Origin of the sequence: Brucella sp. BE17, assembly GCF_039545455.1 — a bacterium.
Lineage (GTDB): Bacteria > Pseudomonadota > Alphaproteobacteria > Rhizobiales > Rhizobiaceae > Brucella.
On sequence record NZ_CP154467.1, the window covers coordinates 216,126 to 231,303 of the forward strand.

The following is a 15,178-nucleotide window of genomic DNA, read 5'->3' on the forward strand; positions in this document are numbered from 1 at the left end:
TTGACATTGGCTCCGTTGCAGCCCAACTCCGGTTCTGTATTATCCGCGTTCACGACCGCCGACCCTAGCGAGTATTTGATGACCGATCAGCAAAAACCTCTGGAAATCCGTCTCTGCGGCCCGCGCGGTTTTTGCGCTGGTGTCGACCGTGCGATCCAGATTGTTGTGCTGGCGCTTAAAAAATACGGCGCGCCGGTCTATGTGCGCCACGAGATCGTGCATAATCGCTATGTGGTCGAGGGCCTGCAATCGCGCGGTGCGGTTTTTGTTGAAGAACTCCATGAAATTCCGGCCGAGCATCGCGATCAGCCGGTGGTGTTTTCCGCCCATGGTGTGCCGAAATCCGTGCCAGCTGATGCCGAGGCCAAGAACCTGTTCTATCTTGATGCCACCTGTCCGCTGGTATCGAAAGTTCACAAGCAGGCCATGCGCCATCAGCGCCTTGGTCGACATGTCATCCTGATCGGCCATTCCGGCCACCCCGAGGTTATCGGTACCATGGGGCAGTTGCCGGAAGGAGCTGTGACGCTGATTGAAACCGTCGAGGATGCGCGGACAATTGAATTTTCAGATCCCGATAATCTTGGCTTCGTCACCCAGACGACGCTTTCGGTCGATGATACGGCCGGCATTATTGAGGAATTGCAGAACCGCTTTCCCAATATGAATGCGGCAGCCGCCGAATCGATCTGCTATGCCACTACCAACCGACAGGATGCGGTGCGCGCTGCGGCGCCCGGTTGTGATCTGTTTTTGATTGTTGGTGCGCCCAATTCATCCAATTCCAAACGCCTAGTCGAGGTGGCGGAAAAGGCTGGAGCACGTATGTCGATGCTTGTGCAGCGCGCAGCCGACATCGAATGGGACAGGATAGGCGATATTTCGGTGGTTGGTCTTTCGGCGGGAGCGTCTGCGCCTGAAATCATCGTCGATGAAATCATCGCCTCCTTCCGCGGGCGGTTCAAAGTACGCATCGAGCTGGCCGAGACAACGGTCGAGACCGAGAATTTCCTTGTTAACCGCGAAATACGCGATGTTGAACTGACGGTTCAGGACATGGCATTCGTCAATGGCGAAAACCGCACCGTGGGCATCCCGAAGGTGATGCCAAAGAGCACATAAGGGAAATAAGCGGCATGGCCGTCTATACCGATATCAACGAGATCGAACTTGCAGCGTTTCTTGAGCAATACGACATTGGCACCCTGACCTCCTATAAGGGCATTGCCGAGGGCGTCGAGAATTCCAATTATTTGTTGCGCACGACCAAGGGTACATTCATCCTCACGCTTTACGAAAAGCGTACCAATCGTGAAGACTTGCCGTTCTTTTTGAACCTCATGCAGCATCTGGCGAGCCGTGGGCTGGAATGCCCGCAGCCAGTGGTGCGGCGCGACGGTGAAACCATCAGCGAACTGGCCGGTCGACCCGCGGCTATCGTCACTTTCCTTGAAGGCATGTGGCTGCGAAGGCCCGGTGTCGTCCATTGCGAGGCGGTCGGGCGCGGTCTAGCGCAAATGCATCTGGCGGGCGCGGATTTCAGCATGCGTCGCCGCAACGGTCTGGCATTGGCTGATTGGCATCCGCTATGGGAGCTTTCCAAACCCCGCGCCAATACGGTCGAGCCGGGACTGGTTGCAGAGGCTGAAAGTGACCTTGTCTATCTCGAACGCAACTGGCCAAACGATCTGCCGCAGGGCGTGATCCATGCCGATCTTTTTGCCGATAACGTGTTTTTTCTCGGCGATCAGCTTTCGGGCTTTATCGATTTCTATTTCGCCTGCACCGACATTCTGGCCTATGACGTAGCGATCTGTCTCAACGCTTGGTGTTTTGAAAAGGACTTTTCCTATAATCGCACCAAGGGCGCGGCACTGCTGCGCGGCTATAATGCCGTGCGCCAACTCTCTGCCGCTGAAGTCGATGCATTGCCAGTTCTAGCGCGTGGTGCCGCCATCCGCTTCATGCTGACGCGGCTTTATGACTGGTTGACGGTTCCTGACGGTACATTCGTGGTCAAGAAGGACCCGATGGAATATGTGCGGCGCATGCGCTTTCATCGCCAGATCGAAAATGCCGCTGAATATGGACTTGATCGGCAGGAGATTTCCGCGTGAAGCGCATCGAAGCCTATACTGACGGTGCCTGTTCCGGCAATCCGGGGCCCGGTGGCTGGGGTGCGATCCTACGCTTTAACGGCGTTGAGAAAGAGTTGAATGGGGGTGAGGCGGACACCACCAACAACCGCATGGAACTGATGGCGGCAATTTCCGCGCTACGCGCGCTCAAACAACCCTGTGAGGTCGATCTTTATACAGATTCAGTCTATGTGCGCGATGGTATCGCCAGTTGGATCGAGGGCTGGAAAAAGAACGGCTGGAAGACATCCGCCAAGAAACCGGTCAAGAATGCGGAACTCTGGCAGATGCTTGATGAAGCGCGTAAACCGCACAAGGTCAACTGGCATTGGATCAAGGGCCATGCCGGGCATCCGGAAAACGAACGCGCCGACGAACTCGCTCGTGCGGGCATGGAGCCGTTCAAGTATCGCGGTCACGCCTCGCTTAAAGTAAAATAATCTCGCTCTTGTGCGAAATCTGCGCCTTACCCTCGCTGGATAAGGCGCAAATCTGATCAGAGCTGTTCGAGAAGGGCGCTGGCTGCAGACGTGACAGCCTGTCCCGGCTGTTCTTCAATGTTGAGTGCTTTGACGATGCCATCTTCAATGATTGCCGAATAGCGCTTGGATCGTACGCCAAGTCCGCCGCCGGAAAGGTCGAGATCAAGGCCAGCCGCCTTGGTGAAGGACGCGCTGCCATCTGCTAGAAACAGGATTTTTCCTTCGCCCCCGGTGCTCTCAGCCCACGCCCCCATCACAAAGGGATCATTGACTGAAACAACTGCGATCTGGTCCACGCCCTTCGCAAGGATCGCGTCGCGATTGTCGAGAAAACCCGGCAGATGGTTGAGGCTGCATGTCGGGGTAAACGCACCCGGTACGGCAAAGAGAACGACCTTCTTGCCCTTGAAAATATCGTCGGTGGTCTTTTCCTCGACACCATCTGCGGTCTTGACCTTGAATGTCGCTGCGGGAAGTGTGTCACCAACTTTGATCGTCATCTTTGTCTCCTGATGCAATGGATAAGGGAAGCGCAGTTAAGCCGATCTTGGCACGCCCGGCAATGCCAAGATTTAGTCGAGTGCCACCTGACCGGAAACGGCCTCGCCGTTCTGCACGATGGTGTAATCCACGATCACCGCCTTCGCCTTGCCATGCAGTGTGACGATAAATTCCGGGTCGTCTTGTGCAGGAGATGCAACGGGCTGCGAAAGGCTCATCTTGTCACTGGCAACGAAAAGTTGTGCAGGCGCGTGCGGGTCGGGAAGCGCCAGTTTGAAAATGGCTTTGTCGCCTTCGCGTTTCACCTTTGTAATCCCAAAATCTTTGGAAGCAGGTGCGGGCAGGCGGTCAAAAGCGGTTTCGATGATCGTGCGCACTGCAACCTGTTGTGGGGCAGAAGATTGCACAGCATCGGCTTCCTCGAGCGAAAAGTCGAATTCGGTCTGCACGGGAATGCAGATTTTTTCGCAGACGCCAAGGAAGACATTGCCTTTGAGGCGGTGGCCATCGGGATCGGGCTTAAAGGTTATTGGTAAGGACACCGGACGCTTATAGCCGATGCCATCTTCGGCGGCGCTGAAAAGTACGGGCGCGGGATAGGCGATCTGGGCGTCAGCGCGGCCCTCAAGCGTGATCTGTGGTGGAACGCCCGAGCTTCCGGGATTGCGCCAATAGGTTTTCCAGCCTGGTGCGAGATCGATTTGCAGCGCACCGCGTATCGCGCCATTGTCCGATGCTTGGTCTTCAATAATGACGCGCACCCGTCCACCGGGCGTTTGCGTCCATGGCGAAGTCGATGCCGCGGCAGGGAGGGCCGTTACCGCAAAGACCAGAGAAAAAAGCAGAAGCGTGCGTATATTCATACATAATAGATGCAATGAAAACTTGGCCTTATCAAGGCTCTACGGGCAGGAAGCAGTGCTGACCATGGAGAGTTTTAGCGTTGTCGAAAATCGCTGCAAACACGCCCTCGAAAAAAGCTCATTGTCATTTCGTGCAGTCTTGCTACCTTGATAACTATGACCATTGTCAGAAAGCCTAACCAGGAGCAGGGTTTCTTGAACGGGCAATTCCTGCTTGCCATGCCCGGCATGAGCGACGAGCGGTTCGCCCGATCAGTTATTTATATCTGTGCGCATTCCGATGAAGGTGCCATGGGCTTCATCATCAACCAGTTGCAGCCGGTCGGCTTTCCCGATCTTTTACGCCAAATTGGGCTGTTGGAGGATGAGGAGCTGATCTTGCTGCCTGAGCATGCGCAACAGATGATGGTACGCAATGGCGGCCCGGTCGACAGTACACGCGGATTTGTTCTCCATTCCGACGATTATATGGTTGATTCCACCATGCCGGTTTCCGAGGAAGTTTGCCTCACCGCAACGGTGGATATCCTGCGTGCCATTTATGGCGGCAAGGGGCCGACGCAGGCCCTGATGACGCTTGGCTATTCGAGCTGGGCACCAGGGCAATTGGAGGCGGAGCTGGTGGAAAACGGTTGGCTGACCTGCGATGCGCCGCTCGACATGCTTTTCGACAGCGATATTGAGGGTAAATATGCGCGTCTGATGGGGCATATGGGCATAGACATATCGCGGCTGGTCTCTGACGCTGGCCATGCGTGAGCTGAGAATAGGGCCGTAAGGCAGTAGGGAATCAAGGCAGCGTGTTTTCTTGCTAAGAAACTCGGCAAGATTATTTTCTTACTGCCTTAACTCAGGCCGCGGCTGCCTCCAGCTGCTCGCGAACCATGCGCGTTGCCTCGTCGCGGCTGGAGGGCTGGCCGAACATGAAGCTCTGCACGTATTCGCAGTCCATTTGGCGTAATTGCAGCACGTCGCTTTCACTCTCCACGCCTTCTGTTACCACTGCAAGACCCAGATCATGTGCCATGCTGATAATCGAGCGCAAAAGCGTTGCTTTTTGCGGCTGATGGCCTTTGAGGAACGAGCGATCAATCTTGATGAGATCGAACGGAAAGCGGGTCAGATAGGCAAGCGATGAATAGCCGGTGCCAAAATCATCGAGCGAAAGGCCGACACCCATGGTCTTGAGGCGCGCCAATACATGCGCTGATTGTTCCGGATTTTCCATCAGTACAGATTCGGTCAGTTCCAGCTTGAGGCTGTCCGGGGCAAGATGAATACGTGAAAGCACCGAGCGCACGTCATTGATCAGGTCCTGCCGGATGAGTTGTGTCGAGGACAGGTTGACGGAAACAAACAGGTCGAGTTTGGGGAACTGCTCCTGCCAGGCAAAAAGGTCTTGTGCCGCCTGCTTGATGGCAAAACGGCCGAGCTTCACGATCAGGCCGGAACTTTCGGCGATGGGGATGAATTCTGCCGGCGCAATCGCGCCGCGGCGTGGATGTTCCCAGCGCATCAGCGCTTCAAAACCGGCGATGGTGCCTTCTTCCAGCCGCACGATTGGCTGATAGGCGAGGTGTATCTCGTTGCGCTCCAGTGCCCGGTGCAAGTCTGATTCCAGTTGCAGCTTATCGCTGCCGATGGCACGGAAGGCAGGCCGGAAAGGTTCGATGCGGTCGCCGCCGAAACGCTTGGCTTGATGCATGGCGAGTTCCGCGTCTTTTACGAAATCCTCCGCCGTATTGGCATTCTTGGTCCATGTGATCAGACCGATGGAGGCAGTCAGAACGATATCGCGTTTGGCATAGGCGATTGGCGCACGCACGGTCTGCCTGAGCGCCTCGGCAAACGCGGCGATCTGCCCCGGATCGCTTTCGGAGGTAAGCAGAAGGCCGAACTGATCGGAGGAAAGGCGCGAAAGCGTGTCCTCTGGCTTCATCAGCCGCGCTATACGGCGCGAGATGGTGAGAAGGATAGTATCGCCCGCCGACATGCCAAGACTGTCATTGACTTGCCTGAAACGGTCGATGTCGATGATCAGGACGGTCGGGTGCAGTTTGCTTTCGCCACGCGCCATGTTCATTACATTGGTCAGTCGGTCGAGGAAAAGTTCTCGGTTCGGTAGGCCGGTCAGGTTGTCATGCACTGCATCGTGGAGCAGACGCTCCTCGGCTTTTTTCTGTTCGGTGACGTTGATGAGCGTACCGACGCAGCGCATGACCTCACCATCCGAGCCAATGACCGGGCGCGCGCGCAGTGCATACCAGTGATAATGGCCGTCATTGGCGCGCAGGCGGAAAATCTGTCCTATGCGTCCGCGTCGGTTCTCCAGAATGGCGTCAAGCGTGGAGCGGAAGCGATCGCGATCATCGGCATGAAGCGCGGGCAGCCAGTTGCGCACCGGCCCGTTCAACGGACTGGCGGTACTGCCGAGATAGTTTGAAATGTCGGGCGTTGTCACTACACGGTCGCGTGGTACATCCCAGTCCCAAACAATATCCCCCGCGCCCATCACGGCGAGCGCTTGGCGTTCCATGTCCGACAGCAGGCCCTGCTGCATCGCCCCACCGGCAAAAGCGTGCTGCATGACGGTAAAGCCGATGAGAAGAACGATCAGCACAAGTCCGCCACCAAGTGCAGGCTGGACGATGTCGTTGTCAAGCTTGCCCGCAATGGCCATCCAGGCGCCGATCAGCCAGATGAGGGTCAGCAACCATGCCGGTATCAGCATGACGGCCCGGTCATAGCCTCTCGTCGCCAGATAGCCGATGATGGCGATGCCCGATACCACGGTGAGCGCCAAAGATATGCGTGCAATACCGGATGCGATTGGCGGATCGAAGACCGCGACACCAGCAAGCGCCAGAAGGCCAAGAACCCAGGTGACCGCACCATAGCTGAAATGGTCATGCCAGCGGTTGAGATTGAGATAGGTGAAAAGAAAAATCACCAGCGAGGCGGCAAGAGCCACTTCCGTACCCGCGCGCCATAGCTGCTCATTGCCGGGCGTGATTTCCATCAACTTGTTCCAGAAACCGAAATCGACGCAGATATAGGCGAGAACCGCCCATGCAAGTGCCGCGGTGGCCGGGAAAAGCGAAGTGCCCTTGACGACGAACAAGATGGTCAGGAACAGCGCCAGAAGGCCGGAAATGCCGAGCAGAATGCCGCGATAGAGCGTGTAGGAATTGACCGCGTCCTTATAGGCGTCGGGCTCCCAAAGATAAAGCTGGGGCAGATTGTGCGAAGAAAGCTCTGCGACAAAGGTGATGACGCTGCCCGGATTAAGCGTGATGCGGAAGATGTCGGCATCTGCACTCGCCTGCCGGTCGAGCGCAAAACCTTCGCTGGGCGTGATGGACGCAATACGTTGCGAGCCGAGATCGGGCCAGATGATGCCCGAGCCTGCGAGGCGGAAATGCGGGGCGACGATGAGGCGGTCGATCTGCTGATCGGTGGGATTGGCGATGGAGAAGGCGGCCCAGTCACCGGATGATTTGCTATTCTGATCGGCCTCCACCTCAATGCGGCGCACGATTCCGTCGGCGCCCGGCGCGGTCGAAACCTGGACGCTTTCGCCCTCATTGCGCAGGATTTCCACGGCGCGCGACAGATCAAGCGCTGTATCTTCCTTGGAAATCTTGATCGGCTCGACCGCAAGCGAAGGCAGCGTCCAAACGGCAATGACAAAGAGCAGGGCAACAAGACGCCCGGCATTGCGGAAAAGCTTTTGCGAAAAACCTCTCACGGGCGTTCAACCCCGCTGTCATGCTTTCGGCCGTTTAACATACGTCTGTCGCTTTCTATAAGGGCGAACAACAGGTGGTCCTGCCAGAAGCCGTTTATCTTGAGATAGGATCGCAACAGTCCTTCTCTCTGAAATCCGGCTTTTTCGAGAAGCCGGATCGAACGTATGTTATGGGGAATACAGGCAGCTTCAATCCGGTGCAACCGCAACTCATCGAATGCGAAGGGGATAACCATGCCAAGCGCTTCGCCCATATAGCCTTTTCCGGCATGTGGCGCGCCGCTCCAATAGCCGATAACCCCGTTTTGGGCCACGCCGCGCCTTATATTGCCGAGAGTTATTCCGCCCACCAGCCGGTTGCTGCCGTTTTGAAAGATAAAAAAAGGATAGCCGGTTCCGGCAGCTATTTCTTCCTGAAAACGTCGCATCCTGTAACGAAAGGCACTTTTCGTCAGGTCGTCATCGGGCCATGTTGGCTCCCAAGGCGTGAGAAAGGCACGACTTTCTTCGCGCAATCTTGCCCATACGGTGAAATCAACAGCCATCGGTTCGCGCAGATAGACGCGCGGACCGCGCATGACGGTCGGGCTGTTCCGGCGGAAAGACAGGCCGATCATTGGATAAGGCAGCAGGGCAATAGCGAAGTAGGACAAAAGGAGAGGGGGAATATATCTGTTCCCTTAAACATAATGCTTTACTCCCCTACCGCCTTGTTGCCTTAAACCGCAATCTTGCGCGTATTCGCGTCGGTCGAAAGGGCGCTGGACAACTTCTCGAAACTCATAAGCCGTCCGACCGGACCTACGCCCGCAATGGTCGGCTTGCTGTCGAGGAACAGTCGACCAGCCAGATCGGTCAGGCGCTCCGGTGTGATCTGCGCCAGACGGTCCATCAATTCGCTGTTTTCAACCGGGCGTCCGTATAGCAGGAACTGCCGAGCGATCTGCCCGGCGCGGCTCGCCGCGCTCTCTTGCGACATGAGCAGGCTCGCACGGTATTGCGCACGGGCACGATCAACCTCTTCCAGATCGATCGACTGGGCGGCGCGCTGCAGTTCATCGATGATCACAGGCACCAGTTCCACCAGTTCATCACGACCAGTAGCGGCATGGATACCGAACAGGCCGGTGTCGGAAAAGCCCCAGTGAAAAGCATAAACGGAATAGCAAAGCCCGCGTTTTTCGCGCACTTCCTGAAACAGGCGCGAAGACATGCCTCCGCCTAATATCATTGCCAGAAGCTGTGAGGCGTAGAAGTCCCGTACATGATAGGCGCGCCCCTCGAAGCCGATCAGAACCTGCGCATCCATCAGATCGCGGTTCTCTCGAAAATCACCGCCGACATAGGTGGCGAGATCGAGCGTCGGGGCGGTATTTTGAGCGCGGAAACTGCCGAGGCGTTTTTCCACTTCGCGCACGAACGCATCGTGATCGACACCGCCTGCGGCTGTCACGACCATGCGGTCGGCACTGTATTGTTCGTCCATATACTGGCGCAAGTCTGCCGACGTGAAGGAGCGCACCGTATCCGGTTCGCCTAGAATGGCGCGACCGATCGGCTGGTGGCGATAGGCGGTCTCGGCAAAGCGGTCGAAGACGACATCGTCAGGCGTGTCGTGTGCCGCACCGATTTCCTGCATGATGACATGCTTTTCGCGTTCCAGCTCGTCCTCGTCGAATTTCGAGGCGGTCAGAATATCGGTCAGAATATCGATGGCCAGCGGCATGTCGTTTCGCAGCACACGGGCATAATAGGACGTGGTCTCCACGCTGGTTGCGGCATTGATTTCACCGCCGACATTTTCTATGTCTGAAGCGATCTGCCATGATGAGCGATTGTCCGTACCCTTGAAAGCCATATGTTCGAGAAGGTGGGCAATGCCGTGCCGGTCTGCGGCTTCATTTCGTGCGCCCGCCTTGACCCAGATTCCCAATGCGACGCTTTCAACATGCGGCATAGTATCTGTGGCGATGGTCAGGCCGTTGGAAAGACGCGTTACTTCAACACCCATAAATGAACTGCTCCCTGCATTCTCCGCGCTGTTCTTGTCGTTGCATTCCACTCTTGGCCAAAGCGGACTCAGGCTCTGGAATGCTGGCGTATGTATTCTTCCACGATTTTCAGCTCGTTGTGAAGAACGGTGAAATTTTCTTTTCGTTGCATGAGGTCGGAAAGCCAAGCCGGAAGCTGAGGCTTTACCCCGCATGCAGCCTCGACGGCAGCGGGGAATTTAGCCGGATGCGCGGTGGCCAGCACCACGTTCGGGGTTAGACCAGACACATTTTCGCGAGCGACCTTAACACCAATCGCCGAATGTGGATCGAGAAGATAACCATCGGTTTCAAGAACAGACTTGATGGTTGCAGCCGTCTCGGACACAGTGGAGCGACCGGCTGAGAAATCGGCGCGGATCGAGGCAAGCGGTTTTTCGGCAAGGGTGAAACCACTCGATTGCTTCAGGCTTTCCATCAAGCCGCGCACTGAACTTGCGTCCCGATCATGGGCTTCAAACAGCAGACGCTCGAAATTGGAGGAAATCTGGATATCCATCGAAGGTGAGGTGGTCTGTTCGACGCCGCGCATTTCATAGGCGCCGCTTTCAAAAGTCCGTGCCAGAATATCATTGTCATTGGTGGCAATGGTCAGACGTTCGATCGGGAGTCCCATGCGTCTCGCCACATAGCCTGCGAAAATATCGCCAAAATTACCCGTCGGCACGGTGAAGGAAACCGGGCGGTCGGGTGCGCCAAGGCTTAAGGCTGCGGTGAAATAATAAACCACCTGCGGCATGATTCGTGCCCAGTTGATCGAGTTGACGCCCGAAAGCGACAGCGCATCGCGGAAGGCGAGGTCGTTGAACATGGCTTTCACGAGGTTTTGGCAATCGTCGAAATTGCCCTCGATGGAAAGCGCATGCACATTGGCAAAGCCGGACGAAGTCATCTGGCGCTGCTGCACCGGCGAGACCCGTCCATTGGGGAACAGGATGAAGATATCGACATTGTCGCGGCCGCCAAAAGCCTCGATAGCAGCGCCACCGGTGTCGCCCGAGGTTGCACCCACGATTGTGGCACGCTGGCCACGCTCAGCCAGAACATAATCCATCATACGCGCCAGCAACTGCATGGCGACATCCTTGAACGCAAGGGTGGGGCCGTGGAACAGTTCCAGCACAAATTCGTTGGCGCCGGTCTGAATAAGCGGACAGACGGCATCGTGGCGGAACGTGCTATAGGCTTCACGCACCATCTTTTCGAATTCGGCTTGCGGAATTTCACCATCAACGAAGGGCGAGAGCACGGCAAGCGCAATATCCACATAGGATTTACCGCGAAGGGAGCGGATTTGTTCGGGCGAAAACTGCGGATATTCCTGAGGCAGGTAGAGGCCGCCGTCGCGGGCAAGACCGGCGAGCAATGTGTCGCTGAAACCAAGGGTGGGGGCTTGTCCGCGTGTGCTTACATATTTCATGTCGTCAGGCTCTCATTTCCGGGTCAGCGATCGTCAAAGTTTTGCAAATGCCATAGTGCGTCCATAAAAAAGCCGCAAGAAATTAAAACATCCCTTATGGATGGCTTGCTCTCGCGGTTAAAAAACGGGAAAACGTCATCGCGCTACGCATTTGGGAGTGGTATAGAGCATTTCCAGCAAAAGTGCGAAGCGGTTTTGTGTTGGATAATGCGACAAGCAAAGAGGCTGCATTTCCAGCAAAAGTGCGAAGCGGTTTTGCGTTTCTTTGTGATAGAGCGCAAGAGAACAGACAGATCAGTGCAGGGAAACCGGTTTATGCAGACAGCATCACAGAATCGTTCATCGTTGTTTCCAGTTCTTGGGACGATTTTGCTTGCAGCGCTTGCAGGCTGTACGACGAGCGGCGGTGAAAAAGCCGCAAACTCCTCTCTCGCCGGTGAGCCGCGCATCAAGGAATCGGAACTGCGTGCCTATTGCCCGTCGGTGACACTTCTGGATGGTACAGCCTATTTCAGCACCTACGCCAAAGGCGGCGACAAGGATCCATCGCAGGTCGTCTATCAGGCGGCAATCACCGATGTAACGCGTGCCTGCCAGTATGGCCAGGGTACAATGACCATTGATGTTGCTGCCGCAGGTAAGGTCGTGCCGGGTCCGCAATACAAGAGCGGGGCCATCACAATGCCGGTTCGCGTTGCGGTACGCCAGGGCGATAAGGTCATCTATTCCAAGCTGCACAAGCAGACGGTAACCATGAACAGCAACGCGGCGGCGCAATTTGTCTTCAACGACAAGGGCATTTCCATGCCGACACCGGATAAGCAGAATGTGCAAATATTCGTCGGCTTCGACGAAGGGCCGCAAAAGAAGTAAGTTTGGGAGGGGCGCTCATGTGAAGCGCCCTTCGTTTTTTACGGCTTATTGAATATTATTCGTCGCTCCAGACCGATAGGGCATCAATGACGCCTTGCAGGTCACGGTGGCGGTGGATGACCGTCTCCGCGCCCGCATCCGTCAATTTGTCGGCATGACCCGGATAGGTGTGCGCGCCGCCGGTAAAGCCGATCACTCTCATGCCCGCTGTACGTGCACCCTGAATGCCGTGCACCGAATCTTCAATGACGATGACGTTGCGTGGGTTCGCATCGAACTGCTTTGCGGCATAAAGGAAGACGTCGGGGGCGGGCTTTGGCTTCTTGGCGCCGACTTCCTTTGCCGAGAAAATATTCGGCTTAAACAGGTCGTAAAGTCCGACGCGCTTCAGCATGAGTTCGAGGCGCTGGCTGCTCGAGTTGGAGCCAATGCATTTTGGCAGTTTGAGCGCCGAGACCACTTCGACGATATCCTCAACCGCCTGTACTTCGTTCTTGAGGCGCTCATCGAGAATCTGTTGAGATTTGTCGAGCAGAGAGGCGGAGAGTGGAATGCCTGCTTCGCGTTCGACGGTCAACAGAATGTCCTGCCATGTGAGACCGGCGAAGCGTTCGGCCATTTCATCGGGCGCGATCTGATATCCGGCGTCGCTCAGAAGCGCTGATTCCACTTCCGCCGCAATGATTTCCGAATCCACCAGAACGCCATCGCAATCGAAGATGATGAGGGACACAGCCGCCATGATTTTAGCCTTTACCGGAAGGAATAATTTGACCGGTCGCGACAGTGATGCCGACCGGATTGACTGCCGATGGGCTACACCTTTCACGCTGTCTCGTCAAACTTCGCCAGCCACTTCACCATCCACTTCGCATCGACTGTGGTCGGGTTCTTCACTTCAGCATCGCCACGTGTAGCTTCACTTTCCGCACGGTCGAAGCCCGCCACGACTCCCTTGGTGATCTGGTGTGGCAGCAGGAGCCGAGCCTGATATGTCACCAGTTCTGCGATGCGCGTTGAAGTAACGCCAGTTTTGCAGTTCTCCCTTTAAATATGGAGGCTCACGACCGATCGGTGTGTGAATCTCCACCTTGCTGAGGTGCACTGTTCTGCTCAAAGGCGATTCAGCCGAACAATCGAAATACTCTGTAAAAATAAATAATATATTTGAAATAAATTGTTTTATAATAAGAAATTATACGATACTGGTTTAAATTACTTGGTATCATTTATCTTAAGGTGTGTCGGATGATTCCTTTCAGAGTGCTCATTTTCATTAAATCTGTATTATTTTTTCTCGCTCTTGGGTATCAGTCTGCGCATTCAGCCCCCGAAACTATCTTTATTAATGCGCAGATATTTACGGCAGATCCAGATAGCCCAACAGCACAAGCAATTGCGGTTGAGAACGGTCGTATCTTAGCAATAGGCGAAGATCGAAAAATTCTCGAATACAAAGGACCAGAAACGCGGGTTGTCGATCTGCAAGGGCAGCACATGCTGCCCGGTCTTATCGATGCGCACGTGCATGCTATAATTGGCGCTCTCGCGGAAATATCTCCAAATCTAGAAGATGAAAAATTTGATAATACTGTACTCTCTCAGAAAGTTGAGGAGTGGTATAAGCAATCTGATATCAATGCGAACGAACCTTTTGTAATTTTTGGCACCAATCCTGATACCTGGAGTAATCCTGAAGAATTACGAAAAGTATTTGATGCTGGCATTTGGCAAGATAAGCCATTGGTCTTAATGGGGTCGGATCTCCATACGGCCTGGGCTAATCGGGCTATGCTTGATAAAGTCGGAATAGATACTGCTTATGTTGGTCGACTTACGCCCGATGAGATGCATCTTGTTCAGTCGGATAAACATAATGAGCCCACGGGTGTTCTTATTGATGCCGGTGTTGATTTAGTAACGACGCATATGCCATCACCCGATGATGAAACTCTGCTGAATGCTGCAAGATATGCAATCAAGAAATTCAATGAATACGGTATAACAGCGTGGATGGATCCGGCAGCCAATGCGGGGCCGGGCGAAGCACTGTTTTCGCGCGCTCCCGCGAGTTCTGGAACCGGTATTCTGCCAGCTTACCGCTTTTTAAGCAAAAATGGAGAGTTGAGCGCTCATGTGGCTGCATTGCTGGTAGCAAGTCCATTGAGCGATGCGTCCGATCTTGATCACCTCGATACAATTCGCATGCAATTTGCTGATGTAGACAATCTCTCTCTTCCGGGCATCAAAATATTTGCTGACGGAGTTTTGGAGTATCCTGCTCAGAGCGCAGCTATATTAGGGAAGTATAAAAATACTGGAAAACAAGGTGAAATGTTGCTCACCCGTCCAGGCTTGCAAACGTTAGTGGACGCTGCTGATGAACGTAATTGGCTTGTACATATTCATGCTTTAGGCGACAGGGCTGTTCGAGAGTCCCTTGATGCATTCGAAGCTGTGCGTAAAAAGCGGGATAGCGGTGTTTCGCACTCTATTACGCATTTGCAGCTGGTCAACAAAGAAGATTACTCACGTCTTGCACCGCTTAACATCATTGCAGTGATGCAGTTGCATTGGGCGGAGATGGATAATTATTTGATAGACCTCGTTAAGCCTTACATCAGCGAAGTTGACTTCCAGGGTCAGTATCCTGCACGTTCTTTGCAGAACCATAACACGATTATAGCCGGGGCTAGTGACTGGCCAATCTCTACGGCTAACCCATGGGAAGCCATGCACCATGGCATGACCCGCCAAGGTCCTGACGGCGGTTTGAATCCCGCAGAAAAACTAGACGTAGTTACAATGCTGCTAGCCTATACGCGCCATGCTGCTCAGGCGATTGGTTTAGCTGATAAAATAGGTACCCTATCAGTTGGGAAGCAAGCTGATTTTATTATCGTAGACCGTGATGTTCTCAATGTTGAGGTTGATGCAATTAAGGATACTAAAGTTCTAGAAACTTACTTTGCGGGTAAAAAAGTTTACGAAGCTAACTAATCGGAAGAAACTAGTGGTTTGATTCCAACATTTGCATCCCGTCACTCCGTCCCCTGAGAGCAAATGTTGGAATCATTAAAACCACTAGCACGCTTATGTTTC

Annotated in this window: 14 protein-coding genes; 6 read left to right on the top strand and 8 right to left on the bottom strand. The window is 54.5% G+C overall.

Features of this window, described 5'->3' with window-relative positions; all coding sequences use genetic code 11:
* Window positions 1-78: 78 nt before the first annotated feature.
* The 3 genes from ispH to rnhA are packed head-to-tail and all read left to right on the top strand — an operon-like array spanning window position 79 to window position 2,578.
* The gene (ispH, locus tag AAIB41_RS01080; RefSeq protein WP_343313782.1) at window positions 79-1,122 is read left to right on the top strand and encodes a 4-hydroxy-3-methylbut-2-enyl diphosphate reductase; all 1,044 of its coding nucleotides are present in this window, start codon (window positions 79-81) and stop codon (window positions 1,120-1,122) included.
* A gap of 14 nt (window positions 1,123-1,136) precedes the next feature.
* Window positions 1,137-2,117, top strand: a complete 981-nt coding sequence (locus AAIB41_RS01085) for a homoserine kinase (RefSeq protein ID WP_343313783.1) — start codon at window positions 1,137-1,139, stop codon at window positions 2,115-2,117.
* On the top strand, window positions 2,114-2,578 hold the full coding sequence (gene rnhA / locus AAIB41_RS01090; protein WP_343313784.1) for a ribonuclease HI: 465 nt from the start codon (window positions 2,114-2,116) through the stop codon (window positions 2,576-2,578). Before AAIB41_RS01085 ends, rnhA begins: the two co-directional genes overlap by 4 nt.
* 56 nt (window positions 2,579-2,634) lie before the next feature.
* Here the strand turns inward: rnhA and AAIB41_RS01095 are convergent, their stop codons facing one another.
* Together AAIB41_RS01095 and AAIB41_RS01100 are read right to left on the bottom strand one after the other, a co-directional pair.
* Window positions 2,635-3,120: a peroxiredoxin gene (locus tag AAIB41_RS01095; protein ID WP_343313785.1), complete on the bottom strand. Its 486-nt coding sequence runs from the start codon at window positions 3,118-3,120 to the stop codon at window positions 2,635-2,637.
* A gap of 72 nt (window positions 3,121-3,192) precedes the next feature.
* The gene (locus AAIB41_RS01100) at window positions 3,193-3,984 is read right to left on the bottom strand and encodes a protein-disulfide reductase DsbD domain-containing protein (protein ID WP_343313786.1); all 792 of its coding nucleotides are present in this window, start codon (window positions 3,982-3,984) and stop codon (window positions 3,193-3,195) included.
* A 156-nt stretch (window positions 3,985-4,140) separates the two neighbouring features.
* Between AAIB41_RS01100 and AAIB41_RS01105 the strand changes: the two genes are divergently transcribed.
* Window positions 4,141-4,743 (top strand): YqgE/AlgH family protein, encoded by a 603-nt coding sequence (locus tag AAIB41_RS01105; RefSeq protein WP_343313787.1) that lies wholly within the window; start codon window positions 4,141-4,143, stop codon window positions 4,741-4,743.
* Window positions 4,744-4,834: 91 nt separating this feature from the next.
* Here AAIB41_RS01105 and AAIB41_RS01110 read toward each other — a convergent pair whose 3' ends face one another.
* The 4 genes from AAIB41_RS01110 to thrC all read right to left on the bottom strand — a co-directional run bounded on the left by AAIB41_RS01110 (window position 4,835) and on the right by thrC (window position 11,203).
* The gene (locus AAIB41_RS01110; protein WP_343314764.1) at window positions 4,835-7,681 is read right to left on the bottom strand and encodes an EAL domain-containing protein; all 2,847 of its coding nucleotides are present in this window, start codon (window positions 7,679-7,681) and stop codon (window positions 4,835-4,837) included.
* 47 nt (window positions 7,682-7,728) lie between these two features.
* Window positions 7,729-8,349 carry a GNAT family protein gene (locus AAIB41_RS01115; RefSeq protein WP_343313788.1) on the bottom strand — a complete coding sequence of 207 codons (621 nt, stop codon included), beginning with the start codon at window positions 8,347-8,349 and terminating at the stop codon, window positions 7,729-7,731.
* Window positions 8,350-8,450: 101 nt separating this feature from the next.
* Complete coding sequence (locus AAIB41_RS01120; protein ID WP_343313789.1) at window positions 8,451-9,743, bottom strand: pitrilysin family protein; 1,293 nt, start codon at window positions 9,741-9,743, stop codon at window positions 8,451-8,453.
* Window positions 9,744-9,811: 68 nt separating this feature from the next.
* Window positions 9,812-11,203: a threonine synthase gene (gene thrC / locus AAIB41_RS01125; RefSeq protein WP_343313790.1), complete on the bottom strand. Its 1,392-nt coding sequence runs from the start codon at window positions 11,201-11,203 to the stop codon at window positions 9,812-9,814.
* 315 nt (window positions 11,204-11,518) lie between these two features.
* Between thrC and AAIB41_RS01130 the strand changes: the two genes are divergently transcribed.
* A complete protein-coding gene (locus tag AAIB41_RS01130; RefSeq protein WP_343313791.1) occupies window positions 11,519-12,076 on the top strand; it encodes a hypothetical protein in 558 nt (185 codons plus the stop codon).
* 55 nt (window positions 12,077-12,131) lie between these two features.
* On the opposite strand, the gene AAIB41_RS01135 is transcribed toward AAIB41_RS01130, so the two are convergent.
* Both AAIB41_RS01135 and AAIB41_RS01140 read right to left on the bottom strand, forming a co-directional pair.
* On the bottom strand, window positions 12,132-12,818 hold the full coding sequence (locus AAIB41_RS01135; RefSeq protein ID WP_343313792.1) for an HAD family phosphatase: 687 nt from the start codon (window positions 12,816-12,818) through the stop codon (window positions 12,132-12,134).
* Between the two features lie 83 nt (window positions 12,819-12,901).
* The gene (locus AAIB41_RS01140; RefSeq protein WP_343313793.1) at window positions 12,902-13,075 is read right to left on the bottom strand and encodes a hypothetical protein; all 174 of its coding nucleotides are present in this window, start codon (window positions 13,073-13,075) and stop codon (window positions 12,902-12,904) included.
* Window positions 13,076-13,327: 252 nt separating this feature from the next.
* Here AAIB41_RS01140 and AAIB41_RS01145 point away from each other — a divergent pair, with 252 nt between their 5' ends.
* Window positions 13,328-15,076, top strand: a complete 1,749-nt coding sequence (locus AAIB41_RS01145) for an amidohydrolase (protein WP_343314765.1) — start codon at window positions 13,328-13,330, stop codon at window positions 15,074-15,076.
* The last annotated feature ends 102 nt before the right edge of the window (window positions 15,077-15,178 follow it).